General features: G+C 72.6%; 19 protein-coding genes. 8 read left to right on the top strand and 11 right to left on the bottom strand.

What is annotated here, in order from left to right; all coding sequences use genetic code 11:
• Positions 1-36: 36 nt before the first annotated feature.
• Positions 37-762 carry an esterase/lipase family protein gene (locus AC1DT4_RS01955; protein ID WP_477088084.1) on the top strand — a complete coding sequence of 242 codons (726 nt, stop codon included), beginning with the start codon at positions 37-39 and terminating at the stop codon, positions 760-762.
• Here AC1DT4_RS01955 and AC1DT4_RS01950 read toward each other — a convergent pair.
• Both AC1DT4_RS01950 and AC1DT4_RS01945 read right to left on the bottom strand, forming a co-directional pair.
• A complete protein-coding gene (locus AC1DT4_RS01950; protein WP_477088083.1) occupies positions 731-1,558 on the bottom strand; it encodes an alpha/beta fold hydrolase in 828 nt (275 codons plus the stop codon). The two genes, AC1DT4_RS01955 and AC1DT4_RS01950, sit on opposite strands and share 32 nt — an antisense overlap.
• Positions 1,559-1,623: 65 nt before the next feature.
• Positions 1,624-2,208, bottom strand: a complete 585-nt coding sequence (locus tag AC1DT4_RS01945) for a DoxX family protein (protein WP_477088082.1) — start codon at positions 2,206-2,208, stop codon at positions 1,624-1,626.
• A 222-nt stretch (positions 2,209-2,430) separates the two neighbouring features.
• On the opposite strand from AC1DT4_RS01945, the gene AC1DT4_RS01940 reads away from it, so the two are divergent.
• On the top strand, positions 2,431-3,306 hold the full coding sequence (locus AC1DT4_RS01940; protein WP_477088081.1) for a universal stress protein: 876 nt from the start codon (positions 2,431-2,433) through the stop codon (positions 3,304-3,306).
• A gap of 21 nt (positions 3,307-3,327) precedes the next feature.
• Here AC1DT4_RS01940 and AC1DT4_RS01935 read toward each other — a convergent pair whose 3' ends face one another.
• A complete protein-coding gene (locus tag AC1DT4_RS01935) occupies positions 3,328-4,887 on the bottom strand; it encodes a GAF domain-containing sensor histidine kinase (protein WP_477088080.1) in 1,560 nt (519 codons plus the stop codon).
• A 129-nt stretch (positions 4,888-5,016) separates the two neighbouring features.
• Between AC1DT4_RS01935 and AC1DT4_RS01930 the strand changes: the two genes are divergently transcribed.
• Complete coding sequence (locus AC1DT4_RS01930) at positions 5,017-5,571, top strand: flavodoxin family protein (protein ID WP_477088079.1); 555 nt, start codon at positions 5,017-5,019, stop codon at positions 5,569-5,571.
• Here the strand turns inward: AC1DT4_RS01930 and AC1DT4_RS01925 are convergent.
• Both AC1DT4_RS01925 and AC1DT4_RS01920 read right to left on the bottom strand, forming a co-directional pair.
• Positions 5,507-6,226, bottom strand: a complete 720-nt coding sequence (locus tag AC1DT4_RS01925; RefSeq protein WP_477088078.1) for a response regulator — start codon at positions 6,224-6,226, stop codon at positions 5,507-5,509. The two genes, AC1DT4_RS01930 and AC1DT4_RS01925, sit on opposite strands and share 65 nt — an antisense overlap.
• Before the next feature lie 4 nt (positions 6,227-6,230).
• The gene (locus AC1DT4_RS01920; protein ID WP_477088077.1) at positions 6,231-7,754 is read right to left on the bottom strand and encodes a helix-turn-helix domain-containing protein; all 1,524 of its coding nucleotides are present in this window, start codon (positions 7,752-7,754) and stop codon (positions 6,231-6,233) included.
• Between the two features lie 121 nt (positions 7,755-7,875).
• On the opposite strand from AC1DT4_RS01920, the gene ppdK reads away from it, so the two are divergent.
• Complete coding sequence (gene ppdK, locus AC1DT4_RS01915) at positions 7,876-10,575, top strand: pyruvate, phosphate dikinase (protein WP_477088076.1); 2,700 nt, start codon at positions 7,876-7,878, stop codon at positions 10,573-10,575.
• A gap of 66 nt (positions 10,576-10,641) precedes the next feature.
• On the opposite strand, the gene AC1DT4_RS01910 is transcribed toward ppdK, so the two are convergent.
• The 3 genes from AC1DT4_RS01910 to AC1DT4_RS01900 form a co-directional block, all read right to left on the bottom strand.
• On the bottom strand, positions 10,642-12,504 hold the full coding sequence (locus tag AC1DT4_RS01910) for a bifunctional metallophosphatase/5'-nucleotidase (protein WP_477088075.1): 1,863 nt from the start codon (positions 12,502-12,504) through the stop codon (positions 10,642-10,644).
• A gap of 114 nt (positions 12,505-12,618) precedes the next feature.
• The gene (locus tag AC1DT4_RS01905) at positions 12,619-13,602 is read right to left on the bottom strand and encodes a magnesium transporter CorA family protein (protein ID WP_477088074.1); all 984 of its coding nucleotides are present in this window, start codon (positions 13,600-13,602) and stop codon (positions 12,619-12,621) included.
• A gap of 39 nt (positions 13,603-13,641) precedes the next feature.
• On the bottom strand, positions 13,642-14,646 hold the full coding sequence (locus tag AC1DT4_RS01900; protein ID WP_477088073.1) for a glycosyltransferase family 4 protein: 1,005 nt from the start codon (positions 14,644-14,646) through the stop codon (positions 13,642-13,644).
• Between the two features lie 202 nt (positions 14,647-14,848).
• Here AC1DT4_RS01900 and AC1DT4_RS01895 point away from each other — a divergent pair, with 202 nt between their 5' ends.
• From AC1DT4_RS01895 to AC1DT4_RS01885, 3 genes are read left to right on the top strand one after another with little or no spacing between them, the layout of a single operon-like run.
• A complete protein-coding gene (locus AC1DT4_RS01895; protein WP_477088072.1) occupies positions 14,849-15,979 on the top strand; it encodes a glycosyltransferase in 1,131 nt (376 codons plus the stop codon).
• Complete coding sequence (locus AC1DT4_RS01890) at positions 15,979-16,992, top strand: glycosyltransferase (protein ID WP_477088071.1); 1,014 nt, start codon at positions 15,979-15,981, stop codon at positions 16,990-16,992. The genes AC1DT4_RS01895 and AC1DT4_RS01890 overlap by 1 nt, the downstream gene beginning before the upstream one ends.
• The gene (locus AC1DT4_RS01885; protein ID WP_477088070.1) at positions 16,989-18,422 is read left to right on the top strand and encodes a glycoside hydrolase family 130 protein; all 1,434 of its coding nucleotides are present in this window, start codon (positions 16,989-16,991) and stop codon (positions 18,420-18,422) included. Before AC1DT4_RS01890 ends, AC1DT4_RS01885 begins: the two co-directional genes overlap by 4 nt.
• Here the strand turns inward: AC1DT4_RS01885 and AC1DT4_RS01880 are convergent.
• From AC1DT4_RS01880 to AC1DT4_RS01870, 3 genes are all read right to left on the bottom strand, one after another.
• A complete protein-coding gene (locus AC1DT4_RS01880) occupies positions 18,419-18,802 on the bottom strand; it encodes a RidA family protein (protein ID WP_477088069.1) in 384 nt (127 codons plus the stop codon). The two genes, AC1DT4_RS01885 and AC1DT4_RS01880, sit on opposite strands and share 4 nt — an antisense overlap.
• A 93-nt stretch (positions 18,803-18,895) precedes the next feature.
• Positions 18,896-20,485, bottom strand: a complete 1,590-nt coding sequence (locus AC1DT4_RS01875) for a beta-1,3-glucanase family protein (RefSeq protein WP_477088068.1) — start codon at positions 20,483-20,485, stop codon at positions 18,896-18,898.
• Positions 20,486-20,549: 64 nt separating this feature from the next.
• A complete protein-coding gene (locus AC1DT4_RS01870; protein ID WP_477088067.1) occupies positions 20,550-21,908 on the bottom strand; it encodes a ricin-type beta-trefoil lectin domain protein in 1,359 nt (452 codons plus the stop codon).
• Between the two features lie 479 nt (positions 21,909-22,387).
• On the opposite strand from AC1DT4_RS01870, the gene AC1DT4_RS01865 reads away from it, so the two are divergent.
• On the top strand, positions 22,388-25,684 hold the full coding sequence (locus tag AC1DT4_RS01865) for a glycosyl hydrolase (RefSeq protein WP_477088066.1): 3,297 nt from the start codon (positions 22,388-22,390) through the stop codon (positions 25,682-25,684).
• Positions 25,685-25,704 lie beyond the last annotated feature (20 nt).

Here is a 25,704-nt window from a genome sequence, read left to right as displayed (position 1 = left end):
GGACACAGGCGGGCGATCGTGCGCGACGATGACGGCATGCCCGACGCGACGCCGCTGCCCGGTCGCCTGCTGCGCCAGACCTGGTGGCGCGCCCGCGACTACGCCGCGGTGCTGCGCTGGCAGGCGGAGGGCGCGCTCGCGCGGGTGGACCCCGAGGAGCTCCGGCACCCCGAGCGGCCGGTCGGGCCACCCGTGGTGCTGCTGCCCGGTGTCTACGAGTCCTGGCACTTCCTGCTGCCGCTCGCGCGCTTCCTGCACGAGCACGGGCTGCGCGTCCACGTGCTGCCTGAGCTCCGCAACAACCGCAAGCCGGTCCAGCACGCCGCGGCGGTGCTCGGGCGCTACCTCGTCGCCCAGGACCTGCGGGGCGCGGTGCTCGTGGCCCACAGCAAGGGTGGCCTCGTCGGCAAGCTCGCCATGCTGCGCGACGACCCGGACGGCCGGATCGACTCGATGATCGCCGTCAACACACCGTTCGCCGGCTCGGCGTATGCGCGCTACTTCCTGGTGCCGTCGGTCCGCGCCTTCCTGCCCACCGACGCGACCATCGTGGCGCTCGGCGGCGAGCTGTCGGTGAACAGCCGGATCACCTCGGTGTACAGCGACTGGGACCCGCACATCCCGGCCGGGAGCGCCCTCGACGGGGCGCGCGACGTGGTGCTCACGACGCCGGGCCACTTCCGCCCGCTGGCGGACCCGGAGCTGCACGCGCTCCTCCTGGAGCGGCTCCTCAGTCCCGGGGGAGCTGGAGCACCCTCGTGAAGCCGGGCGAGTCGGGGTCGTCGACGATCTCCACGCCGTCGAGCCACGACGAGATCACGTGCGACAGCTCGCCGGGATGGCTGAAGTTGATCGCATGGGCGGCGCCCTCGATCAACGCGACGGTGGTCTGGGGTCCGGCGAGGCGGCTGACCTCGCGCACCCGGGCCGGCGGCGGCATGAGCGGGTCCTTGCTGCCGATGACGGCGAGCGTGGGGACCGTGGCCTTGAGGAGCCGCTCGAGCGACGGGAACCGCGTGAGCTCGGCGAACGTGTTGAAGGTGTTGACCGGTCCGAACTTCAGGTAGTCCGGCACGGCGACCCGGGCCATCCGTGGGCTCTCGCGCGCGCCGTCCCGCGCCAGCTGCCGGATCGCCCGGCCGAGCCCCTGGTTGTGCACGCCGCCCGCGGGCGAGACCAGCACGATCCGGTCCACCCGGTCGGGTGCCGCGTGCGCGACCTCCAGGGCGACCGGGCAGCCCATCGAGTTGCCCACCAGGACGACCCTGTCCAGCTCGAACTCGTCGAGCATCTTCAGGAGGGCCAGGGACAGGGCGGGGATGCCGAGGGTGTAGCCCCACCGCTCGCTCTTGCCGTAGCCGGGCATGTCGGGCACCAGGTTGGTGGCCCGTGCCGCGAGCAGCCGAGCGGTCGGCATGAGGTACGACCCGGAGATGCCGAAGCCGTGCAGGTGCACGATCGGGAGCGCGCCCGGGACGTCGGCGCTGCGCCGGTAGAACACGTCGTGGCCGTCGACCTCGAGCATGCCTTCGGTCCACCCGGCGTCGCTGTCGATCATGGGGGGATCGTGTCAGAGCGGCGCCCCGTAGGTCGAGACGCCGCTCTGATGGTCCGTCCGGTCCGTCAGCGCAGCCAGCCGAACCGCTGCACCAGGGGGATCCGCGCCCACCGGCGGCCGAGGCCCCAGGTGTCTCCGGCGAGGAGGACGGCACAGGTGATCAGCACGAGGGCGTAGATCACGTGGTAGTCGACCAGCGGGTTCGTGGACCCCTGCAGCAGCGGCCACTCCGCCGTCCACATGAGTGCCATGAGCAGCGAGCCGGCGACGGCCGAGACCCGCAGGCCGATGCCCAGCATCACCGCGACGCCGACGCCCAGCAGGCAGAGCATGAAGAGCCAGTCGGTGGCGACGCCCGCCATCGACGCGAACGTGTCCTTGAACGGGCCGATGGCGCCAAACTGCATGAAGCCCTGGCTCGGGGTGCCCCCGTTGATCCAGGCGAGCGTCGGGTCGCCCTCCGGCACCGCGGCGCCCGTGCTGTAGTGCAGGCCGAACGCCTTGTCGAGGAACGCCCACAGGAAGATGAAGCCCGTGGCGAGCCGGGTGACGGCGAGCCAGCGGCGGCCTGTCGCGGCCGTGACGACGTCGTCCTCGACCAGCACGGCCGGGTGCATCGATGTCGTGGTCTCGGGATGGATGGTGGCCATGGCGATTCTCTCCTCCGTGCGAGGTCCCGCGACCGGGACCGGGTGTGGTCGGGCTCTGTGGACGCCACGCTTCTCGCCCGGGCCGCCGCTCCCCAGGGTCCAAGGTCCCGTCCGGGGCCGGGTGAGCAGGGACCCAGGTCCCGGGTCGACCGCCCGTCGCCGGTGAAGGCTGGAGGTGCGCGGAGCGGCGGACGCCGCCACGCGGGAGCGAGGAGGCATCCCATGCGTACCGACGGACAGGTGGTCGTCGCCCTCGACGGCTCACCGCACAGCGCACACACCCTGGAGTGGGGCGTCGCCGAAGCCGTGCGGCGGCGGGCCGACGTCCTCCTGGTCCGGGTGGTCGACGACGCCTGGCAGACGATGGCGTGGAGCTGGTACCCGGTGATCGGCGACGGCGACGTCGACGCGGAGGTCGAGGAGTACCTCGCGGAGCAGCGCGGGCGCGTCGCGGAGCTTCACCCTGGTCTCACCGTCCGGGTCCGGGTGGTCCACGGCCAGGTGGTCCCGTCCCTGCGGGAGCTGAGCACGGACGCCCAGCTGCTCGTCGTGGGCGCACGCACCCGGTACGGCCGCACCCGCACGGGCGCCACGGGTTCGCACCTCGCCGCGCACGCGCGCTGCGCGGTCGCCGTCGTCCGGAGCGACCTCGATCACCCGCTGCAGCCCGACGCGGCCGTCGTGGTGGGGGTCGACGGGTCGTCGGCCTCCCTGGCCGCGGCGCGGGTCGCCGCGCGCGAGGGCTGGATGCGCGGGCGGCCTCTCGTCGTGGTGCACGCCCGTCCGACGATCCCCGACCCGTTCGGCAGCGGCAGCGTGCCACCGCTGGCGACGGCCGACGAGAACGACCCGACGCACAAGGCCGCCCACGTGGTCGCCGATGCGCTCCGGGACGAGAACCCGGGCCTCGACGTCAGGCTGGCCCTCGTCGACGACCACCCCGCCGACGCGCTCGTCGGCCTCGGACGCGGCGCGGCGCTGCTCGTCGTCGGGTCGCGTGGCCTCGGGGGATTCCGCGGCATGCTGCTCGGGTCGATCAGCAGCGCGGTGGTACGGGAAGCCACCTGTCCGGTTCTCGTGGTGCACGACCAGGGCTGACGACGGTCGGGCGCGCCCGGCTCACACCAGCGGCACCGACCACTCGAGGTGGGTGCCGCCCTGGTCCAGGGCGACCACCCGGAGCGCGCCACCGCGGCGGGTCGCGCGCTGTTCGAGGTTGGCCAGGCCGCTGCGGGCGGCGACGTCGGTCGGGATCCCGACCCCGTCGTCCTGCACCTCGACCAGGAGGTCGAGCCCGACGTCGATGCGGACGACCACCTCGTGCGCGTGGGCGTGCCGCGCGACGTTGGCCAGGGCCTCGCGCACGACGGCGACGGCGTCCTCGGCGACGTCGTCCGGGACGGTCGCGGTGACGCCATCGGTGCGCAGGCGCGGGAGGAACCCGAGGGCGTGCCGCGCGTTCACCACCTCCGCGTCGATCCGGTGCCGCAGTCCCGTGCCGGCGGTGCCACCGCGGGCGCCGAGCCGGAAGATGGTCGTGCGCACGTCCTTGATGGTCTCGTCGAGGTCGTCGACCGCGTCCTCGAGCCGTCGCGCGACCTCGGGGCGCACGGCGTCCTGCGCCGCTCCCTGCACGTCGAGCCCGATCGCGAAGAGCCGCTGGATGACCATGTCGTGCAGGTCCCGCGCGATCCGCTCGCGCTCCTCCAGTACCGCGAGCCGCGCGCGGTCCGCCTGCGCGTCCGACACGTCGAGGGCGAGCGCCAGCTGCTCGCCGAATCCCGCGAGGCTCGGCAGGTCGAGCGCCGGTTCCGACGGCGGTTCACCCTCGGACCAGGAGATCGCCAGGGCGCCGACCCAGCGCTCGCCGCTGCGCAGGGGGAGGGCGAGCACCCAGGTGGGTCCTGCCTGATCGACCTGGGTCCCGTCCGCCATCCGGAGCAGGACCGGCCACCGGCCGGCCAGGTCGGCGGCGAGGGGGAGCGGCAGGTCGTCGTCCGGCCCGAACAAGGTGGCTGTCGTCGCCGCCGCGCGCTCGCGGACCAGGGCGAGCACCGCGGGCAGGGCCTCCTCCTTCGACCGGCCGCTGGTGAGGACCGCAGTGGTGGTCGCCGCCGTCTCGAGCCACTTCTCGTGGTCCCGCGCCTGGCGGTAGGCGCGCGCGTGGCCGAGCGCGACCCCGGCGGTCGCCGCGAGTGCGATGGCGACCTGCTCGTCCCGCGCCGTGAAGTCGACGTGCGCGCCGCCGGCGTCCACCTTGTCGGTGAGGTAGAGGTTGCCGAACACCGCGCCGCGGGCACGCACCGGCACGCCGAGGAAGGTGTGCATCGGCGGGTGGTGCGCGGGGAACCCGACCGACGAGGGATGGTCGGCGAGGTCGTGCAGGCGGAGCGGGTGCGGGCTCGTCACGACGTGCCCGAGGACGCCTCGGCCCTCCGGCAGGTGGCCGATCAGCCGGGCGGTCGAGTCGTCGATGCCCCGGTGCACGAACTCCTGCAGCCCGCCGTGCTCGCCGAGCACCCCGAGGGCGCCGTAGCGGGCTCCGGTCAGCCGGCACCCGGCCGCGACGAGGCGCTCGAGGACGGTGGCGATCTCGAGCTCCTCGGACACGGAGACGAGCGCGCCGAGCAGCTCCTCGAGCCGGTCGTCGTGCTCCGTGCCGCTCCCGTCCGACCGCATGCTCGGAGCATAGGTGCGCCGTCGCGGGCGCGGAGCCACCCGGGCCCTTCGGCCCTGGGCAGCGCGCTCGCGCCGACGAATCCTGGAGCCGTACCGGTTCGCGACGAGGCGCACGAGGAGGTGGGGACGATGCGGGCACTGGTGGTGTACGAGTCGTCGTTCGGCAACACGGGTCAGGTGGCGCAGGCGGTCTGGGAGGGGATGTTCAGCCGGCTGCAGGACGTCGCCCTCCTCGAGGTCCGGGCAGCGCCCCGCCGGCTACCGCCCGAGCTCGAGCTGCTGGTGGTCGGCGCGCCGACGCAGGCGTTCGGCATGAGCAGGCCGTCGACCCGGGCCGACGCGCAGGTGCAGGCCGGCGCGACGCCGACGGATGCCACGATCGGCGTGCGCGAGTGGCTCTCCTCGGTCGAGACGCCCGACCGTCCCGTCCACGCGGCGACCTTCGACACGAGGATCCACAGCCCGCACGTGCCCGGCTCGGCCGCCGTTGGCGCCTGGCGGGTGCTGCGACGTGCGGGGTTCGAGGTCGCGGCCGAGGCGGAGAGCTTCTGGGTCCTGGGGATCAAGGGCCCGCTGCGCGAGGGCGAGCTCGACCGGGCGCGGGCCTGGGGCGTCGGCCTCACGGGCCTGCTGAGGGGGGTGCGTCCGGTCGACCCTGGTCCGCTCCGGTCGACGGCTCGCTGACGCCCGTCGGATCCGGGTGCAGCCGGTGCTGCTCCGCGATGAACAGCGCCGCCTGCGTCCGTCCGCGCACCTCGATCTTGGCCAGCAGGCTCGAGATGTAGTTCTTCACGGTCTTCTCCGCCAGGAACATGCGGTCCGCGATCTCCCGGTTGGTCAGCCCCTCACCGAGGAGGTCGAGCACGGCGCCCTCCTGCGCGGTGAGCAGGTCGAGCCGGGGGTCCTGCCGGTGGGACTCCCGCAGGCGTTCGAGGACCCGGCGCGTGGTCGCCGGATCGAGCAGGTCCCGGCCGGCGGCGACCAGCCGGATGGAGTCGAGCAGCTGCGGCCCGCGGATCTCCTTGAGCACGTATCCCGCGGCACCCGCGGTGATCGCCGCGAGGTGCGCCTCGTCGTCCTCGTACGAGGTGAGCATCAGGCAGCGGACCCGGGGCGCCGACGCCGCCAGCTCGCGGCAGACCTCCACCCCGCTGCCATCGGGCAGCCGCACGTCCAGGAGCGCGACGTCGGCGTCGACGTGGGGGATCCGGGCGAGCGCCTCGTGCGCGGTCGACGCCTCGCCGACCACCGTCAGCTGCGGGTCCGCGTCGATCAGGCGCAGCAGCCCCTGGCGCACGACCTCGTGGTCGTCGAGCACGAAGACCCGGATCTCGGCCATGAGGTCACTGTGCACCCGATCGGCCGGGCGCGTGGCCCCCGGCGTGGCGCTCCAGGAACGCGTAGACCTCGGCGTCCTCGACGCCCGGGAAGGCGCCGGTCGGCAGCGGGGAGAGCACGTGGGCGTGCACCGCGGCGCTCGGCCAGGCGTGGGGTGCCCACCGGGTCGCGAGCGCCGGGTCGGCCTGCCGGCAGCAGGACGGGTCGGGGCACCGTGACGCGCGGCGGGTCGAGGTGTCCCGCCCCCGGAACCACTTCGCGGCGGTGAAAGGCACGCCGACCGTGATGGAGAACCCGCCCGCGGACGTGGACCCCGTCTGGGTGGTGCACCAGAACGTGCCCTCCGGCGTGTCGGTGAACTGGTAGTACTCCGTCGCGCGGTTCTGGCGCGTGAACGCCGACCGGGCCGCCCATTCGCGGCACACGATCTGGCCCTCGATGGCGCCGGTGCCGTCCGTCGGGAACCGCACCGCGTCGTTCTCGTAGCCCTTGAACAACGTCCCGTCGTCGGCCACGCGCAGGAAGTGCAGCCGGATGTCGAGGTGCTCCGTGAGCAGGTTGGTGAGCCGCTGCGCGGCCGCCTCGTGCGTGACGCCGAACGCGTCGCGGAAGTCCTCGACGGCCAGCTCCTTGCGCCGCTTGGCCGCGGTGAGGTGGGCCACCGCGGCAGTGCGTGGCATGAGGCACGCGGCCGCGAAGTATGTGATCTCGACGCGTTGGCGCAGGAAGTCGGCGTAGCTGCGCGGGGTGGAGTGCGCCAGGACCCGGTGGGCGATCGCCTGGAGCGCGAGCGAGCGCAGGCCGTGGCCGCCGGGAATCGACGCCGGGGGCAGGTAGATGCGGCCGTTGGCCAGGTCGGTGACCGTGCGCGTCGAGTGCGGCAGGTCGTCGACGTGCAGCAGCGAGAAGCCGAGGTCCGCCGCCATCTGCGCGACCGCGCTGTGCGTGAGGGCACCGGTCGTGTAGCCCGCGCGCCGCACGAGGTCCTCGGCGGCCTCCTCGATCTCGGGCAGGTGGTTGTTGCGCTCGCGCATCCAGAGCCGCAGCGCGGTCGTCGCGCGCCGGGCCTCCTGCGGGGTCGCGATGGCGGCGTCGTCGCGCCGGGCGAGCTCACGGTGCAGCCCGACCAGCGCCTCGAGGGCGTCCGTGGACAGGTTCTTGGCCGGCCGGACGGTCGGCAGCCCGAGCGCGGCGTAGGCGCCCGATCCCTGGGCCTGGTCGAGCTCGATCTCGAGGGCGGCGCGGCGCGACGGCGGGGTGGCGTCGAGCAGGTCGGTGGTCGTCGTGCCCAGCGCCGCCGCGAGCGACTGCAGCAGGCTCAGGCGCGGCTCCCGCCGGCCGTTCTCGACGAGGGACAGCTGGCTCGCCGTGCTGCCCACCTGCCGGCCGAGCTCGTCCAGCGTGAGCCCGCGCTCCGTGCGCGCGTGGCGGATGCGCCGGCCGAGCATGAGCAGCTGGCTGCCGTCGGTCGTCGGCCCGCGCGGATCGGCGGGCAGATCGATGACGGGTCGAGGCGAGCTCATCGTCATGCCGTTGACAGTAGGGCAAGAAGTGCAGATCTTGCCGGACGGTGGCCGTTGAAAGCAGCGCGCACGGCGGCGGATGCTGAAGGAGGCGGGAAATCCCCGCTCCCGACGACAGGAGCCCCACATGGCCCGCTACGTCTCCCGGTTCTGCGACGGCGACAAGGACCAGAAGGACCTGCTGGGCGGCAAGGGCGCCAACCTCGCGGAGATGACGAACCTCGACCTTCCCGTCCCGCCAGGCTTCACCATCACCACGGAGGCGTGCCGGGCCTACATGCGCGACGGGCACGTCCCGCCCGAGCTGCGGGTCGAGGTGACGCTCGCCGTCCGGGAGATCGAGGACACGATCGGCCGGCGCCTGGGCGACTTCCACGAGCCGCTGCTGGTCTCGGTGCGGTCCGGGGCGAAGTTCTCGATGCCCGGGATGATGGAGACCGTCCTCAACATCGGGCTCAACGACGCGTCGGTGAAGGGGCTCACCGAGTTCTCGGGTGACGAGAGGTTCGCCTGGGACTCCTACCGGCGCCTCATCCAGATGTTCGGCAAGACGGTCCTGGGCGTCGACGGCGACCTGTTCGCGGCCGCCCTGGACGACCGCAAGGCCGTGGTGGGGGCCGCGACCGACGTCGAGCTGTCCGCGCAGGATCTGCGCATCCTCGTGCAGACGTTCAAGGAGATCGTCGTCGACCAGACCGGCCGTGAGTTCCCCCAGCACCCGCGCGAGCAGCTCGACATGGCCATCGAGGCCGTCCTCGACTCGTGGAACACCGACCGCGCGCGGCTCTACCGGCGGCGCGAGCGGATCCCGAACGACCTCGGGACCGCGGTCAACGTGGTGAGCATGGTGTTCGGCAACCTTGGCGACACCTCGGGCACGGGCGTGTGCTTCACGCGGGACCCGTCGACGGGGGAGTCCGGGGTGTACGGCGACTACCTCCCGAACGCGCAGGGCGAGGACGTCGTGGCCGGCATCCGCAACACGCTGCCGCTGGCCGAGCTCGAGCTGCTGGACCCGGCGTCGTACGACGCGCTCCGGCAGGCCATGCGACGCCTCGAGACCCACTACCGCGACCTGTGCGACATCGAGTTCACCATCGAGCGCGGCAAGCTGTGGCTGCTGCAGACGCGGGTGGGCAAGCGCACCGCCGCCGCCGCGTTCCGGATCGCGACCGAGCTTGTCGACGAGAGCCTGATCACGATGGACGAGGCGATCACGCGGTGCACCGGCGAGAAGCTCAGCCAGCTGCTCTTCCCCCAGTTCGACACGAGCGACGCGAGCACGGCGCAGCAGCTGCTGACCCGGGCGATGCCGGCGTCGCCCGGCGCCGCCGTCGGCGAGATCGTGCTGGACAACGCGCAGGCGCTCGAGCGCACGTCGGCCGGCGCGCACGTGATCCTGGTGCGACGGGAGACGAACCCGGACGACCTGCAGGGCATGATCGTCGCCGACGGGGTGCTGACGGCGCGCGGTGGCAAGACGTCGCACGCCGCGGTGGTGGCGCGGGGCATGGGGACGTGCGCGGTGGTCGGTGCGGAGGGCATGGACGTCGTCGGTGGCGAGGTGCGCTTCGGTGCCGAGGTGCTGCACGCCGGCGACACGATCGCCATCGACGGGGCCACGGGCGAGGTGTTCCGGGGGTCCGTGCCGGTGGTCGACTCGCCCGTCATGGTCTACGTGTCCGAGGGGCTCGACGCCGGCCTCGCCGCCGCGACCGACCCGGAGGCCAGGGCCCTGGTGACCGCCGTCGACCGGGTCCTCCGGCACGCCGACTCGGTCCGCCGGATGCGCGTGCGCACGAACGCCGACAACGCCCTCGACGCCCGCCGCGCGCGCGACCGCGGGGCCGAGGGGGTCGGCCTCTGCCGCACCGAGCACCAGTTCCTCGGCGAGCGCCGGCAGTACATCGAGCGGCTCGTCCTGGCGGATACCGACGACGCCCGCCGCGCGGCGCTGGACGCGCTGCTGCCGCTGCAGCGCGAGGACTTCGCCGGCCTGCTCGAGGCGATGGACGGGCTGCCGACGACGATCCGCCTGATCGACCCGCCGCTGCACGAGTTCCTGCCCGACCTCACCGAGCTCGCGGTCCGGGTGGCGACCGCTCCCGCGCCGGACCCGCAGGACGTCGCCCTGCTCGCGGCCGTGGAGCGGATGCACGAGCAGAACCCGATGCTCGGGCTCCGCGGCGTCCGCCTCGGGCTGACCCTGCCGGGTCTCTTCGCGCTCCAGGTGCGGGCGATCGCCGAGGCCACGGTCCAGCTGCGCCAGGCCGGCCGGGACCCGCGGCCGGAGATCATGGTGCCGTTGGTCGGGTCCGTGCGTGAGCTGCAGCTGGTCCGCGAGGAGGCGGAGCGCGTCCTGGCCGAGGTCGCGGCCGGCTCCGGTGTGCCGCTCGACGTGCCCATCGGCTGCATGATCGAGCTGCCGCGCGCAGCCCTGACGGCGCACCGCATCGCCGAGGAGGCCGACTTCTTCTCGTTCGGCACCAACGACCTCACGCAGACCACGTGGGGCTTCTCGCGCGACGACGTCGAGCGGGCGTTCTTCGCCGACTACCTGCAGAACGGGGTGCTCACGATCTCCCCGTTCGAGACGCTCGACGCCGACGGCGTCGGCGCCCTGGTCAGGGCTGGCGTCGAGGGCGGACGCGCGACGAAGCCCGGGCTGCACCTCGGGGTCTGCGGCGAGCACGGGGGCGATCCCGAGTCGATCCACTTCTTCCACGACGTCGGCCTCGACTACGTGTCCTGCTCACCGTTCCGGGTCCCGATCGCGCGGCTGGAGGCCGGGCGCGCGGCGGTCTCGCGGAACCGGGCGGCGGCCTGACGGTAGGCACGACGCGGGCGCCGCGATCCGTGGGGATCGCGGCGCCCGCGTGCGTGGTGAGTGCTGCTACGGCGTGACGGTCAGCGGCGTGCCGCCGGACGTCAGCTGCCAGTCGGGGTTGGTCGACGAGAACACCGCCGGGTCCACCACCTGGTTGGCGGTCACCCAGTCGATGAGCAGCTGCCGGATCTCCACCTGCCGGTTGTAGACGACCGGGGCGCCGACCACGCCCGGGAAGTTGCCACCGCCCGACTGCCGGTAGTTGTTGATCGCGACGACGAACTCCTGGGTGTCGGTCACCGGGACGCCGCCGTAGGCGAGACCGGTGATCCGGCTGCCGACCGGCTGCGCCAGGTCGATGTCGTAGGTCAGCGGCTGGTCGAGCCCGCCCATGACGTCGTAGTTGTAGTCGGGCGTGCCGTTCGGGGCCGTCGGCGTCACCGCGTTGGTGAGGTCGGCGGACGCGTACGTGCCCGGCGTCGGAGCGGCCTTGAAGTACTCCGCCGACTTCTCCAGGTACGCCTTGACCTGGGCGCCCGTGAGCTTGATGCCCAGGAGCGTGTTGTCGTAGATGTACAGGCCGGCGATGTCCCGGACGGAGACGTCACCCTGGGGGATCGCCGCGTCCTTGTTGAAGGGCGCCGCGATGGACAGCACGGGCAGGTCGGCGTCGGCACCCGTGAGCTCGGCCTTCACCGCCCCGGCCTGCACGTAGTTGATGAAGTCCAGCGCGGCCGTGTCCTCGTAGCGCGCCGTGGCGGCCGACATGGCCTCGGTGGCGGTGCCGATCACCCCGTTGACGTAGTCGACGACCTTCTGGTGGTCCGCCTGGAGCAGGCTGACGATCTTCGGGTCCTCCGGGACGGTGTTCGAGTTGAGCACCTGGGCCGCCACCGACTGCACGGACCAGCGTCCGCGCGCGAACGACAGGTCGATGTCGAAGACCGACAGCCGCTCACCCCACTTCAGCGGCTCGGACAGGACCACCGGCTTGCCGGTGGCCTCGTTGGTGACCACGCGCGAGGCGATCTCCTGGTGCGCGTGCCCGACGAGGATGGCGTCGATGCCGGGCACCTGCTGGGCCACGAGGGTCGAGGCGTTCTCCGGGAACGGCAGCGTGTCGCCGTACGACGAGGAGGTGTCGGCACCCGAGTGCGCGGCGACGATGACGACGTCGGCACCCTGGCGCTTCATCTCCGGGACGTACTTCTTGGCTTGCTCGACGAGCCCGTCGAAGTGCATCTTGCCCTCGACGTTGGCCTTGTCCCAGATGGCGATGCCGGGGTTGGTCAGGCCGAGGATGCCCACCTGGATCGGCTTGCCGTGCGGGGGCTTGACGGTCTTGATGACGTACGGCTTGAACGCGGGGCGCCCGGTGCCGTCGTCGAGCGCGTTCGCGGCGAGCAGCGGGAAGTCGAGCTGCTTCTCGAACGTGCGCAGGTACGGGATGCCGTAGTTGAACTCGTGGTTGCCCACGGCGGCGGCGTCGTAGCCGATCGCGTTCATCGCGGCCGCCATCGGGTGCTCCACCCGCTTCGAGATCGGCTGGATCTTGGCGTAGTAGTACGCCAGCGAGGTGCCCTGGATCGTGTCTCCGGCGTCGATCAGGAGGGTGTTGCGGTCCCCGCGGTCGGCGCGGACCTGGTTCACCAGCGTCGATACCTTGGCCAGGCCCACGTCGTTGTGGGCGCTGTCGTCGTACTCCGCGTTCTTGAAGTAGTCCCAGTTCAGGGCGTTGCCGTGCAGGTCCGTGGTGCCCATGACCGTGAGCTGGAAGTCGTTCGACCCCCCGTTCCCGTGCCCGCCGCCGTGCCCGTTGCCGGCCATCGCCGGTGAGGCGAGACCGACCGCGAGCACCGTGGCCGCCGCCACCGCGCCCGCTCTCAGGCCGTGCCTGACCCTGCCTCGCTGCAGGACGTTGATTCCCATGCCGGAGTCCTCCCGTGCTGTCGGATGTGCACCGGGTTGCGGTGCACCCGGGCACGGTAGCCCTCTCGGGTGACAAGCACACCCCCATCGGGTGACGGGCGGGTTGACTCCGGCTCACCACCAGCCCTGCCGCTTGGCCCACCACAGCAGGCCCCCCGACATCGCGACCATCACGGTCAGCGCGATGCTCAGCGGGATCGGCACCGTGTGGCTGTTCACGATCATGTTCATGCCGAGCACGGACGCGAGGGCCGTGATCGGCAGCGTGACCACGGCGATGACGGCGAGCCGCTCCGCCGCGATCGTCATCTTGGTCTCGGTCCGCGTGCGGTAGAACTCGATCACGCCCTGCAGGTAGTCCTTCTCCTCGCCGGCCAGGCCGGCGATGCGGTCGAACTGGTCGACCAGGTCGCCGACCAGGTGCCGGCTCTCCTCGGGCACGGCCCGCGGCAGCCCGACGAGCCGGCGGTAGATCTCGGCGGTCTGCGCGGCGATGGTCTTGACGGCGAGCAGGCCGTGGCGCGTCCGGAACATCTCGTCGAGGAAGTGCTCGGGGTTGCCGTAGCCGCCGTCGGTGACGCGTCGCTCGAGCTCCCAGACCTCGGCCGTCAGCTCCTCGACGAACTTCTCCATGCGTCGCGTCAGCGCCGACACGATCGCGTGCGAGACGTCGAACGAGGTGCGGGGCTTGAGCCGGCCCGAGCGGAGGCGCTCGAGCACCTCGCGCGTGTCCCGGAGCGGGACGTCCGGGGCGACGGCCGGGTTGACGGGCCCGTGCACCGTGACCAGGTAGCGCGGCCCGATGATGCGGTCCAGCTCGACGTGGTGCACGTGGCCGCCGGCGCCGCGCTCGGGCGCGTGCAGGACGAGGAAGAGCGAGCCGGGGTAGGCGTGCAGCTTGGGCAGCCGGTTGCGGACCTCGCAGTCGTGCACGGCCAGCGGGTGCGCCCCGAACACGTTCGTCAGGACGTCCGCCGCCTCCTGCGACCACTGCGGGATGTCGACCCACACGATCCCGTGCCGCCCGGTGAGCAGCTCGGGCAGCTCGTCGACGGCGCACTCGCGGACGCCCTCGTCGGTGATGAGGTGCACGTCCACGCTCGCCATCATCCTGCGGGCCGCCGCTGCGCGCGCTCCCTAGCGACGCCCGGCGGTGATGTCCTCGAAGAGCAGCTCGTAGTCGTGGACCATGCGCTCGGCGCCGAACCGGGTCTCGGCGTCGCGCCGGCAGGCTCCCCGGTCGATCGTCGACAGCCGGCCGACCGCCGCCACGGCCTGGTCGGCGTCGGCCACCAGGAACCCGGTCGCTCCGTCGCGGATGAGCTCGGGCATCGATCCCCGCGGTGTCGCGACGACGGGGGTGCCCGCCGCGAGCGCCTCGACCACCGACAGCCCGAACGGCTCCTCGAAGTCGATGAGGTGCAGCAGCGCGACCGCGCCGCCCAGCAGCCGGTCCCGCTCGTCGGGCCCGACCGAGCCGACGAACCGCACCCGCACGCCGTCGAGGTGCGGCTCGACGAGCGTCCGGAAGTAGGGCTCGTCGTGCACCACACCGGCGACGACGAGCGGCAGCCCGGCCCGCCGGGCGACCTCGATCGCCAGGTGGGTGCCCTTGTCCGGGTGGATCCGCCCGAGGAACAGCAGGTATCCGCCGTCGCCCGGCCCGGGCGTGAACTGCGTCAGGTCGAGCCCGTGGTGGATCGTCGCGGCGTAGGTGAGATCGGGGTGCCGGTCGGAGTCGCTGATCGAGACGTACTGCGCGACGTCGTCGTACGCCCGGTACACCCGCACGATGCGCTCGGAGGAGAAGCCGTGCACGGTCGTCACCACGGGCGTCGCGACGAGCCGGCTGTATGTGAGCGGGAGGAAGTCGAACTGGTTCGAGATCACGTCGAACTGCGCCGCCCGCTCGTAGACGGCCGCGATGTGCAGGGACTCGCACACCTTGACGTCGATCGTCGGGTCCTCCTCGTACCCCGTCGGCGCCTCGGCGTGCAGGTGCGCGCGGGTCTGCGAGTCGGCGGTGGCGAAGAGCGTGACGTCGTGCCCACGGGCGACGAGCCCCTCGGCCAGCGTCGAGGCGACCTGCTCCCACGGCCCGTACGAACGGGGTGGCGTGCGGTGGGCGATCGAGGCGAGCACGGCGATCCTGACGGGGTGCCTCCACGGCTGAGGCGGTCGCACGTCCCAGGGGAGGACCGACCGCGACTGGTAGCCTAGCGACGCGGTGCCAGGCCTGGACGCGAGCGATCCCCGGGCCAGGACGCCCGGGGATGTCGATCAGGCCCCGCCCGAGGTCGGTAGCGCACTTCGCTGCGAAGCATGACCAGCGCGAAGGGCCTCCATGGCCACCAGGTTCGGCGTCCTCAGCACGTTCCCTCCCACGCAGTGCGGCCTCGCCACGTTCTCGTCGGCGCTCGCCACGCACCTGATCGACGCCGGTGCCGACGTCTCCGTCGTGCGCGTCGTCGACAGCCCGCAACCCCCCGTACCGCTCGTCTCGCACCAGCTGGTGACCGGCGCGCCCGGCGCAGCGCGGGCCGCCGCCGCGGCGCTCGACGCCTGCGACGTCGCGCTGGTGCAGCACGAGTACGGCATCTTCGGCGGACCCGACGGCGCCGACGTGCTCGACGTCCTGGCGCGCGTGCACGTTCCCGTGATCACGGTGCTGCACACGGTGCTGGAGAGCCCGACGCCCCACCAGCACGAGGTGCTGGCGAAGGTCGTCGCCGCGTCGTCGGTCGTGGTGACCATGACCGAGGCGGGCCGTCGCCGGCTCATCGCGGGCTGGGGCGTGGACCCCGGATCGGTGACCGTGATCGCGCACGGCGCGCGGGACAACCGCGGCCCGGACGAGACGGTCACGCCGGCGCGCACGGCGCCGACGGTGCTGACGTGGGGGCTGCTGGGCGAGGGCAAGGGCATCGAGTGGGCGCTGGAGGGGCTCGCCGGGCTCGCCGACCTGCGCCCGCGGCCGACGTACCGGATCGTCGGCGAGACCCACCCGAAGGTCGTCGAGCGCGACGGCGAGGCCTACCGCGAGCGGCTCGAGCGGTTGGTCGACCGGCTGGGCATCGCGTCGATGGTGCAGTTCGACGCGCGCTACCTCGACGTCCCGACCCTGCAGCGGATCGTGCGCTCGGCGGACGTCGTGCTGCTGCCGTACGACTCGCCGGACCAGGTGACGTCGGGGGTGCTGACGGAGGCCGTCGTGGCCGGCAAGCCGGTGGTCTCGACCGCGTTCCCGCACGCCGTGGAGCTGCTGTCCGGTGGCGCGGGGATCCTCGTCCCGCGCCGCGATCCCTCGGCGATCGGGGCTGCACTGCGCCGGGTGCTCACCGAGCCCGGGCTCGCCGCGTCGATGGCCGCGGCGTCCCGTGCCGCGGCGCCCGGTCTGCTCTGGGGCGCCGTGGCCGAGCAGTACGTGGTCCTCGCCTCCGACCTGGTGCGAGCGCGCACGCGGTCGGCCGCCTGATGTACCCGGCGCCGGTCTTCGACCACCTCGCGCACCTGAGCACGCCGGTCGGCCTGTTCGAGCACGCCCTGCTCACCGAGCCCCGCCGGGAGCACGGCTACTGCCTCGACGACGTCGCGCGCGGCCTCGTCGTGACGGTGCGCCAACCGCACCCGACCCCGCAGGTGGAGGCTCTGACGGCGACGTATCTGCGATTCACCCTCTTCGCCCAGGACGGCCTCGGCCGGTTCCACAACCGGCGCGACCAGGCGGGCCGATGGACGGACGCGGCCACCGTCGAGGACCACTGGGGCCGCGCGCTCTGGGCCCTCGGCAGCGCGGCCGCGTCGACGACCGACCCCCGCGTCCGCCGCGCCGCGCTGGACGGTGCCGCCGCGAGCCTGGAGCGGCGTTCGCCCTGGTGGCACGCCATGGCCTACGCGGCGCTCGGGGCGGCCGAGGTGCTCGAGATCCAGCCCGGCAACCGCGCGGCGCACGGGCTGCTGGCGGATGCCCGCACGCTGCTCGCGCGACCGACCGATCCGTCATGGCCCTGGCCCGACGCGCGCCTCACCTACGCCAACGCGGTGCTTCCCGAGGCGCTCGTCGCGATCGGCGTCGCGCTGGGGGACGAGGACACCCTGCGGGCCGGGCTCGACCTCCTGCACTGGCTCGTCGACCAGGAGACCCACGACGGGCACCTCTCGATGACCCCGGTCGGCGGCCGGCAGGACGGCGACGAGCGGCCCGGCTTCGACCAGCAGCCGATCGAGGTCGCGGCCCTGGCCGAGGCGTGCTGGCGGGCGTTCCGGGCCACGCGGCAGGAGGTCTGGCTCGCCTACCTCGACCGCTGCGTCGGCTGGTTCCTGGGCGACAACGACGCGGGCATGGTGCTCTACGACGACGTCTCGGGCGGGGGCTTCGACGGGCTGCACGCGCACGGGGTCAACGAGAACCAGGGTGCCGAGTCCACCCTCGCGGCCCTGTCGACCTTGCAGCTCGGTCGGCTCGCCCTCGTCCAGGCGGTCGCGTGACCCTCGTCGAGACCCCCGTGCTCGTGCGGCGCACGCCCCACGTGCTGCGCCCGGACGCGACGCGCGTGGTGAGCACCCCGTTCCTGCCCGGCGAGGAGATCTTCGGGGCGGGCGTCTCGCGGCGGGCCGCCGTGCTCGCGCGACTCCTGGCGCTGCCCGACGCTCAGGTGGACGCCGCGCTGACCGACGTCCTGGTGCAGTTCAGCGCCCGGCACGACGACCTCGTCGGGTTGCTCGACGCGCGCTTCGCGCTGGTGGCCGGTCAGGTCGACCATGCCGGGGCGCTGTCGCTCGAGCGGCGTCGGCTCATCGGTGCGTGCATGAGCCAGGAGTACGCGATCGAGTCGGCCGCCCTGTTCAACCCGTCGATGGTGGCGCACCCCGACCAGGGCGGCCTGCCGCCCGGGAGCACCCGGTTCGTCATGAGCGTCCGTGGGGTGGGCGAGGGCCACGTGTCCTGCATCGAGCTGCGGACGGGCGTCGTCGACGCCGCCGACGAGCTCACGTTCGACACCCCGGGGCCGACGACGACGGTGCCGAGCCGCGACGCGACGATGCACTCGCGCGACGACCTGCGGCGCCAGGACGACGAGCTCGCGGGTGACCGCGAGGAGTCCGAGGCGCTGCTGAGGACCCTCCCGGAGGTGTTCCCCGCAGCAGCCGTCGACGGGAGCCCGCGGCTGGAGTGGCTGGTCGCCTGCACCTACGGCGTCACGTTCCCCGCGGCGAGCAGCCTCGACTCCCGCGTCCTGCTGCCGGGGAGCCCGGCCGAGCGTCATGGCATCGAGGACCTCCGCCTGGTCGAGGTGGAGTACGCCGACGGCCGGCGCTCCTACCTGGGCACCTACACGGCGTTCGACGGGGAGACGGTCGCGCCGCACCTGCTCGCCACGGACGACTTCGGCTCGTTCCGGATGAGCCGGCTCAGCGGCCCGGGGGCGAAGAACAAGGGGATGGCGCTGTTCCCGCGACGGGTGGGCGGCCAATACCTCGCCCTGTCGCGGTGGGACCGCGAGAACAACTCGCTGGCGGGGTCGACGGACCTGCAGCACTGGGACGACCTCGGCACGCTGAGCACGCCGGTGCACGCCTGGGAGATCGTCCAGGCGGGGAACTGCGGCTCGCCGATCGAGACGTCGGCCGGGTGGCTGGTCCTCACCCACGGCGTCGGACCCATGCGGCAGTACGGCATCGGCGCCATGCTCCTCGACCTCGACGACCCCCGTCGCGTGCTCGGCAGCCTGGCCACGCCGCTGCTGACCCCGGCCGCCGACGAGCGCGACGGGTACGTGCCGAACGTCGTCTACTCGTGCGGGGCGCTGCTGCACGGCGACACGCTCGTCCTGCCGTTCGGGTGCAGCGACGCGGCCATCCGGGTCGCCCTGGTCGACGTGCCGCAGCTGCTCGCGCAGCTCCTGCCGCCGGGCTAGGCGGAGAGGATCGCGACGGCCTCGATCGAGACCAGCAGACCGCGCGGCAGGACGACGTTGGCCGGCGCCGAGCGCGCCGGCGGCGGGTCCGGCATGTGCCGGGCGTAGACGCCGTTGAGCGCGCCGAAGTCCGCCACGTCGGCGTAGAAGATCGTGGTCTTGACCAGGTCGTCCATCGACGAGCCCGCCGCCTCGAGCGTCGCCGCGAGGTTGCGCAGGGCCAGGTCGGTCTGCGCCTCGATGCCCTCGGGGATCTGCCCGGTCACCGGGTCGATGCCCGCGGTCCCGGAGCAGAAGACGAACCCGCCGGCGACGATCGCCTGGCTGTACGGGCCGAGCGCGGCGGGTGCGTGGTCGGTCTGCACGCTCTGTCGGGTCATGGTGTCTCCTGTGCCGAGGGGGGAGGGATCCCGGCCATCGTCCTCCTCCCGGCCCGCCCGGCACGGGGTGAACCCGTGCCGGGCGACCTCACGTCAGCTGCGCAGCGTCCACTTCTGGGCGCCGGTGCCGTTGCAGTCCCAGATCTGGACCTGGGTGCCGGCGGTCGTCGAGGACGCGGGGTCGTCGAGGCACTTGTTGGCCTGCGGGTTGTAGTAGCCGCCGTTCTGGGGGATCCAGACCTGGGCGCCGGTGCCGTTGCAGTCCCAGAGCTGGACCTTGGTGCCGTTGGCCGTGCCGCCGGACGTGATGTCGAGGCACTTGCCCTGCACGCGCAGGGTGGTGCCGGCCTGCACGAAGGTCCACTTCTGGGCGACCGTGCCGTTGCAGCCCCAGATCTGGATCTTGTTGCCGTTGGCCGTGCTCTGGGCGTTGTTGTCGAGGCACAGGCCGTTCGCGTTGGTCAGGGCACCGCCGGCCGGGGGTGGCGTCGTGCCGCCGCCCCCGCTGAACGGCTGGATGATCAGGCCCGCCGCCGACGGCGACGCGTCGTTGACCAGGGACTCGAAGTTGCCGACGTCGTCGAACGCGAACGCGTAGGCCTTCCCGTCCGCCATGTTGGCGTGGATGATCCGCGCGTACTGGTTGGTCGGGTTGCTCGTGTAGAACGCCGACGCGTCGGTGCTCGGCTGCGTGTCCACGGTGCCGAGCGTGCCGCGGTTGAGGGCGGCGCACAGGGTGCGGGCGATGGGGCCGACGACGAGGTCGTTCGGGGCGTGCAGCGCGCCGTCGCAGCCCCACACGTCCGCGCTGCTGGGCCGGTTGAACGACGCCACCTGCGCCCCGGACGCGTTCGTGAAGGTCATCACGGTGCCCGAGGTCCGGCCGACGTACTTGGTGCCCGGCTGGTCCGCGAAGGGCACGACGGTCAGCGTCCTGCCCACGTACGCGCCCCAGGCCGAGGCGATGTAGGGATCCAGGTACGTCGCGCTCATCAGCCCCGCGCCGGCCGCCTTGCCGGGGGCCAGCACGCGCAGCACCGTCCCGTCCGACCGCCTCACCACGGTGTTCGCCCAGCCCGCCTGCGCGGCGATCCCGTTGATCGTGGCGTTCCGCCCGTCGGCGACGAGCGCGCCGGACCGCTTGGTGCCCGACGCGCCCGTGACGGTGACCGTGTGGGGGACCGCGAACATGTCGACCTGCGAGCTGTTGAGCCACAGGCCCGCGTCGTTGTACGTGAACTCGCTCCAGTCGAACAGGATGTTCTGGTTCGGGTCGCCCACCGCCCACGGCGCCGGCTGCACCAGCCCGTCGGGCGTGAGGAAGAACTTGAGCTTCTCGCCGAGGGCGAAGTAGATCCGGCCCGAGATGCCTCGGGGGACCTGGATCGTCGTGCTGCCGCCGTTGCCCGGACCGGGGATCGAGACGTCGGGCGCGGGCGACGGCGGGTTCGCTCCCGCGGGCCACGCCGTGAACGTGCCGGCCGCGTTCACGTACCCGAGTCGGCCCGTGCTCAGGTTGGTGCCGAGCACGTACACGTAGACGGCCTCACCGCGGCCGCTCGAGTTGGTGAGGGTCACGGGCAGGCGGTCGGGGCCGACCGCCTGCGCTGCGGGTGCGACGGCGATCGCCGTCGTCACCCCGATCACGAGCGCTGCGAGCGCTCCGGACAACCTGGTCCTCATGGACTGCTCCTCTGGGGCGGGGGTGGTGCCGGGGAGGTGGAGCTCCCCGGCACCGTGGACGGGGTCAGCTGTGCAGGGTCCACTTCTGCGCGCCGGTGCCGTTGCAGTCCCAGATCTGGACCTGGGTGCCGGCGGTCGTCGAGGACGCGGGGTCGTCGAGGCACCGGTTCGACGCCGGGTTGTAGTAGCCGCCGTTCTGGGGGATCCAGACCTGGGCGCCGGTGCCGTTGCAGTCCCAGAGCTGGACCTTGGTGCCGTTGGCCGTGCCGCCGGACGCGATGTCGAGGCACTTGCCCTGCACGTGCAAGGTGGTGCCGGCCTGCACGAAGGTCCACTTCTGGGCGACCGTGCCGTTGCAGCCCCAGATCTGGATCTTGTTGCCGTTGGCCGTGCTCTGGGCGTTGTTGTCGAGGCACAGGCCGTTCACGTTGGTCAGGGCACCGCCGGCCGGGGGTGGCGTCGTGCCGCCGCCGGACGTATAGGCGGCCACGTAGTCGACGACCATCGGGACGCCCGACTGGGTCGCGCCGGTCGGCCCGCCCCCGAAGGCCGCGGGGAAGCCGCCGCCGATCGCCACGTTGAGGATCATGAAGAAGCCGTGGTGCGTGGCGCTGTTCCAGGTGGTGGCGTCGACCTGGTTGGCGTTGACCGTGAAGAAGTTGCTGCCGTCGAGGTACCAGCGGATCTGCTCCGGCGACACGCTGCGGTCGAGCTCCATGGCGTAGGTGTGGAACCCGGTCTGGCAGCCCGGGCACGCACGCTCGCCGCTGCCGAGCCCGGTCGTCTCGTTGCACGGGCCGCCGGGGGAGACACCGCAGTGCAGCGTGGCGAACTCGGAGCTGCGGCCGTTGATGTCCTCCATCAGGTCGATCTCACCGATGCCCGGCCAGCCGGCGGCCCCGGTGCCGCGGGCAGCGGCGCCGAGCGCCCAGAACGCGGGCCAGTAGCCGGCCGCGGCGGCGCCGCTGACGTTGGGCTGCTGCAGCGAGGCCTCGAGCCGGAGCTTCCCGCCGGCGGGTGCGGCGAAGTCGGTGCGCTGCGTCTCGACGCGCCCGCTGGTCCAGCTGCCGGCACCGTCGCGGATCGGCTTGATCACGAGGTGACCGGCGCCGTCCTGGTAGACGTTCGCGGTGCTGCTGGTGTTCGACTCGATCTCGCCGGTGCCCCAGTTCGCGGCGCCGCCGGGGTAGCCGTGACCCAGGTCGTAGAGCCAGGAGCCCGTGTTGAGGCCGGTGTTCGCGGCGCCGGTGAAGTCGTCGGCGAACTGCTGGGTCCAGCCGGACGGCGTGGGTGGGACGGCCGCGTCGGCGCCGGTGGCACCGGTGAGCGTGACGGCGGCGAGCCCGACCGCGACGACCGCGACGCGGACCGACCAGCGGCGGGCGGGAGTCTGCCGGGCAGGGGAGGGGGGACGAGCAGGCATGGCGGTGCACCTCTCGGGTGGCTGAGATTCGTCGGATCGCCGACGGTCGACGGGCGCGACGAGGGAGGTCGGGGCGTCGAGGGCAGGCGCGTGGTGGGCGGGTTCGAGCCGCTCTCACGAGTGCTCCGCGGGGAGCGTGTGTGCAGGGACGTCGTTGTCTTCGCAGGCGGTCGCGGTGATCGGGCGCTGCCGCGCGCCACACGTTATTGCGACCAGTGACACGAGTCAACCCGCAACGTCTCAGGAGAGTCACTGCTTGCCCTTGACTTTGTCGCCGACTCCTACGACCCTGGACGGGCGACAGGTGACACGAGTCAACGATGTCTCGAGGAAGAGGGTCACTCGCCGCCCCGGTGCCCTCGGGCCCGGCAGAGGTCGACGTCCCCCCGGCGTCGCCTGCCCCGGCTGAGACGGAGACGACGATGTCTGCTCATGCACGCCCGCGGTCCTCACGACCCGCCCTGGACCTCCGTCGGATCGTGGCGCTCGCCGTCGTCGGCGCGATGCTCGCCTACCTCGTCCAGGTGGTCGCGCTGCCGATCGCGCGGGCGCAGGCCGTGACGGTCGGCGCCGGCAGCTATGCGGAGGGCACGCCCACGGGCGGGGCCGTGCCCACGGAGTGCAACAACGCCCCGGTGACCAATCCCCGGGCGCACGTGACCTCGAGCTTCCCGGCGGGTGCGATCCCGACCAACGACTGGTGGACCTCGCTGCTGTGGCGGAAGTTCGACTGCGCGTCGATCTCCGAGAACCTCATGGCGCACCCGCTCTCGTTCCACGCCTACACGGACGGGCTCGGCGTCAGCTACCCGACGACCGCGACGATCTCCGGCACGGCGACCGGCGTCGGCGAGTACCACTACCCGTACGCCGAGGACTTCCGCCTGGGGATCGCGGGCCTGTCGGCCGACGGCAAGGTCGACGGCTACTCCGACTGGACCGTCAGCGAGCTCTGGGCCACCGGCAGCAGCAGCCTGCGCACCACGTTCGGGCACGGCCTGCCCTTCGTCTACGTGACGAAGACCGGGGGCAACGCCACCCTCACCGGCGTCGCGGCGCCGACCGTCTGGAGCAACGGCAGCGCAACCATCGGGTACACGATCAACGGCCACGACTACGCCGCGTTCGCCCCGACGGGGTCCACCTGGTCGGTCTCCGGCACCACGATCAGCTCGAGCCTCAACGGCGGCACCTACTTCTCCGTCGCCGTGCTGCCCACCGCGCCGAGCAGCAGCGCCGCCGATCGCGTCGCGGCCCTGAACGCCTACGCGCCGTACGCCCACAACCACGTGACCGGCACCAAGGTCTCCTGGGCGTACGACGAAGCCACGGCCCGCATGACCGCGACGTACGCGTTCACGACGACGGCCCGCCAGGGCGCGGGCACCGGCACGGTCTTCGCGGTCTACCCGCACCAGCGCGACAACCTGTCCGGCGCCACCCTCAGCGGCTACTCGTACGTCTCTCCGCGCGGACCGATGCGCGTCGTCGTCGGGAGCTCGCAGTTCCAGACGGTGACCCCGTTCCACGGCGTGCTGCCGCAGCTGGCCAACTCCGGGTTCGCCGCGGGGTCGGCCGACGCGACCCAGCTCGACGGGCTCGTCCAGCAGGTGGCCGCCAGCGACCCCTTCGCGGGCTTCGGCGAGGACACGTACTGGACCGGCAAGGCGTTCGGTCGGATCTCGCAGGTGGCGCAGCTGGCCAACCTCACGGGCAACGCGACCGCGCGCGACTCCCTCGTGGGCGCCATGCGGACGCGACTGACGGACTGGCTCACGGCGTCGCCGGGGGAGACGACGAGGTCGTTCTGGTACAACCCGTCGTGGGGCACGCTCATCGGCTACCCCGCGTCGTACGGCTCGGACACCGACCTCAACGACCACCACTTCCACTACGGCTACTACGTCGTGGGGGCCGCCACCGTGGCGGAGTTCGACCCGTCCTGGGCCGCGACCACGGCGTACGGCGGCATGGTCAACACGGTGATCAAGGATGCGGCGAACTGGGACCGCACCGACACCCGGTTCCCGTTCCTGCGCGACTTCGACATCTACGCCGGCCACGACTGGGCCGCGGGCCACGGGGCGTTCGGCGCCGGCAACAACCAGGAGTCGTCGTCGGAGGGCATGAACTTCGCCAGCGGGCTCATCCAGTGGGGGCAGGCGACCGGCAACACGACCGTCCGTGACCTGGGCATCTACCTGTACACCACGCAGGCGTCGGCCATCTCGAACTACTGGTTCGACACCGACGACGAGGCGTTCCCGGCGGCGTTCGGGCACTCCACCGTCGGCATGGTGTGGGGCGACGGCGGGGCGTACTCGACCTGGTTCAGCGCGGAGCCGGAGATGATCCAGGGCATCAACCTGCTGCCCAGCACCGCGGGGCACCTGTACCTCGGGTACGACCCGGCGTACGTCACCCGCAACATCGCCGAGCTCGAACGCAACAACGGCGGCCCCGCGGCGGTGTGGAAGGACATCATCTGGGAGTTCCAGGCTCTGGCCGACGCCCCGACGGCGCTCGCGCAGTTCCGTTCCCAGGCGACCTCGTATGCCGTGGAGGAAGGGGAGTCGCGGGCGCACACCTTCTACTGGCTCAAGAACCTCTCCGTCCTCGGCACGGTCGACCGGTCGGTCACGGCGAACACCCCGCTGCACGCGGTCTTCGTCAAGAACGGGGTCCGGACCTACCAGGCGGCCAACATGACCGGGTCGGCCATCACCGTCACGTTCTCCAACGGCGTCACGCTGGCCGTGCCGGCCCGGTCCGTGGCCAGCTCGAGCGCGACGGCTCCGTCGGACACCACGGCGCCGTCGGTGCCGACGAACGTCGCCGCGTCGGGCACCACCTCGACGTCGACGACCCTGACCTGGTCGGCGTCGACGGACAACGTCGGGGTCACCGGCTACGAGGTGCTCCGCAACGGCACGGTCGTCGGCACCGCGTCCGGCACCAGCTACGCGGCCTCCGGGCTGGCGGCCTCGACGACGTACTCGTTCACGGTTCGTGCCCTCGACGCGGCCGGCAACCGGTCCGCGAGCAGCGGCGCGGTGTCCGTCACCACGTCGTCCGGCGCCGTCGACACGACGGCGCCGTCGGCTCCCACCGGGCTCGCGGCCTCGGGCACCACGTCGTCGGCGACCACCCTCGCGTGGGCCGCGTCGACGGACAACGTGGGCGTCACGGGCTACGAGGTGCTCCGCAACGGCGCGGTCGTGGGTTCGACCTCGGCCCGGACGTACTCGGCGACCGGCCTGGCGGCGTCGACCGCCTACACGTTCACCGTGCGGGCGTACGACGCGGCAGGGAACCGCTCGGGCGCGAGCAACGCGGTGACCGTCACCACCTCGGGGACCTCGGGCGGCATCGACGCCACCTCGCGGATCCAGGCCGAGGCCTACAGCGGCATGGCCGGCGTCGTCGGTGAGGCGACGCAGGACGTCGACGGCGGCCAGGACATCGCCTGGATCGGGAACGGCGACCACGTCCGCTTCGACAACGTGAGCTTCGGCAGCACGCCGCGGTCGACCTTCAGCGCCCGGGTCGCCTCGGGGGCCGCGGGCGGGGTCAGCGGACTCGTCAACGTCCGGCTCGACAGTCTCACGGGTCCGAGCATCGGCAGCTTCGCCATCAGCAACACCGGTGGCTGGCAGACCTGGCGGACGGTCCCGGCGAACATCCAGGCGACGACGGGCACGCACACCGTGTACCTGACGTTCGACTCCGGGCAGCCGGCCGACTTCGTCAACGTCAACTGGTTCACGTTCAGCTAGCCGGTGCGCCGCGGTCCGGT

The sequence above is a fragment of the Cellulomonas sp. P4_D11 genome, assembly GCF_056401915.1.
The sequence above is the reverse complement of the archived record's forward strand: the minus strand, read 5'-3'. Positions and strand labels throughout refer to the sequence as shown.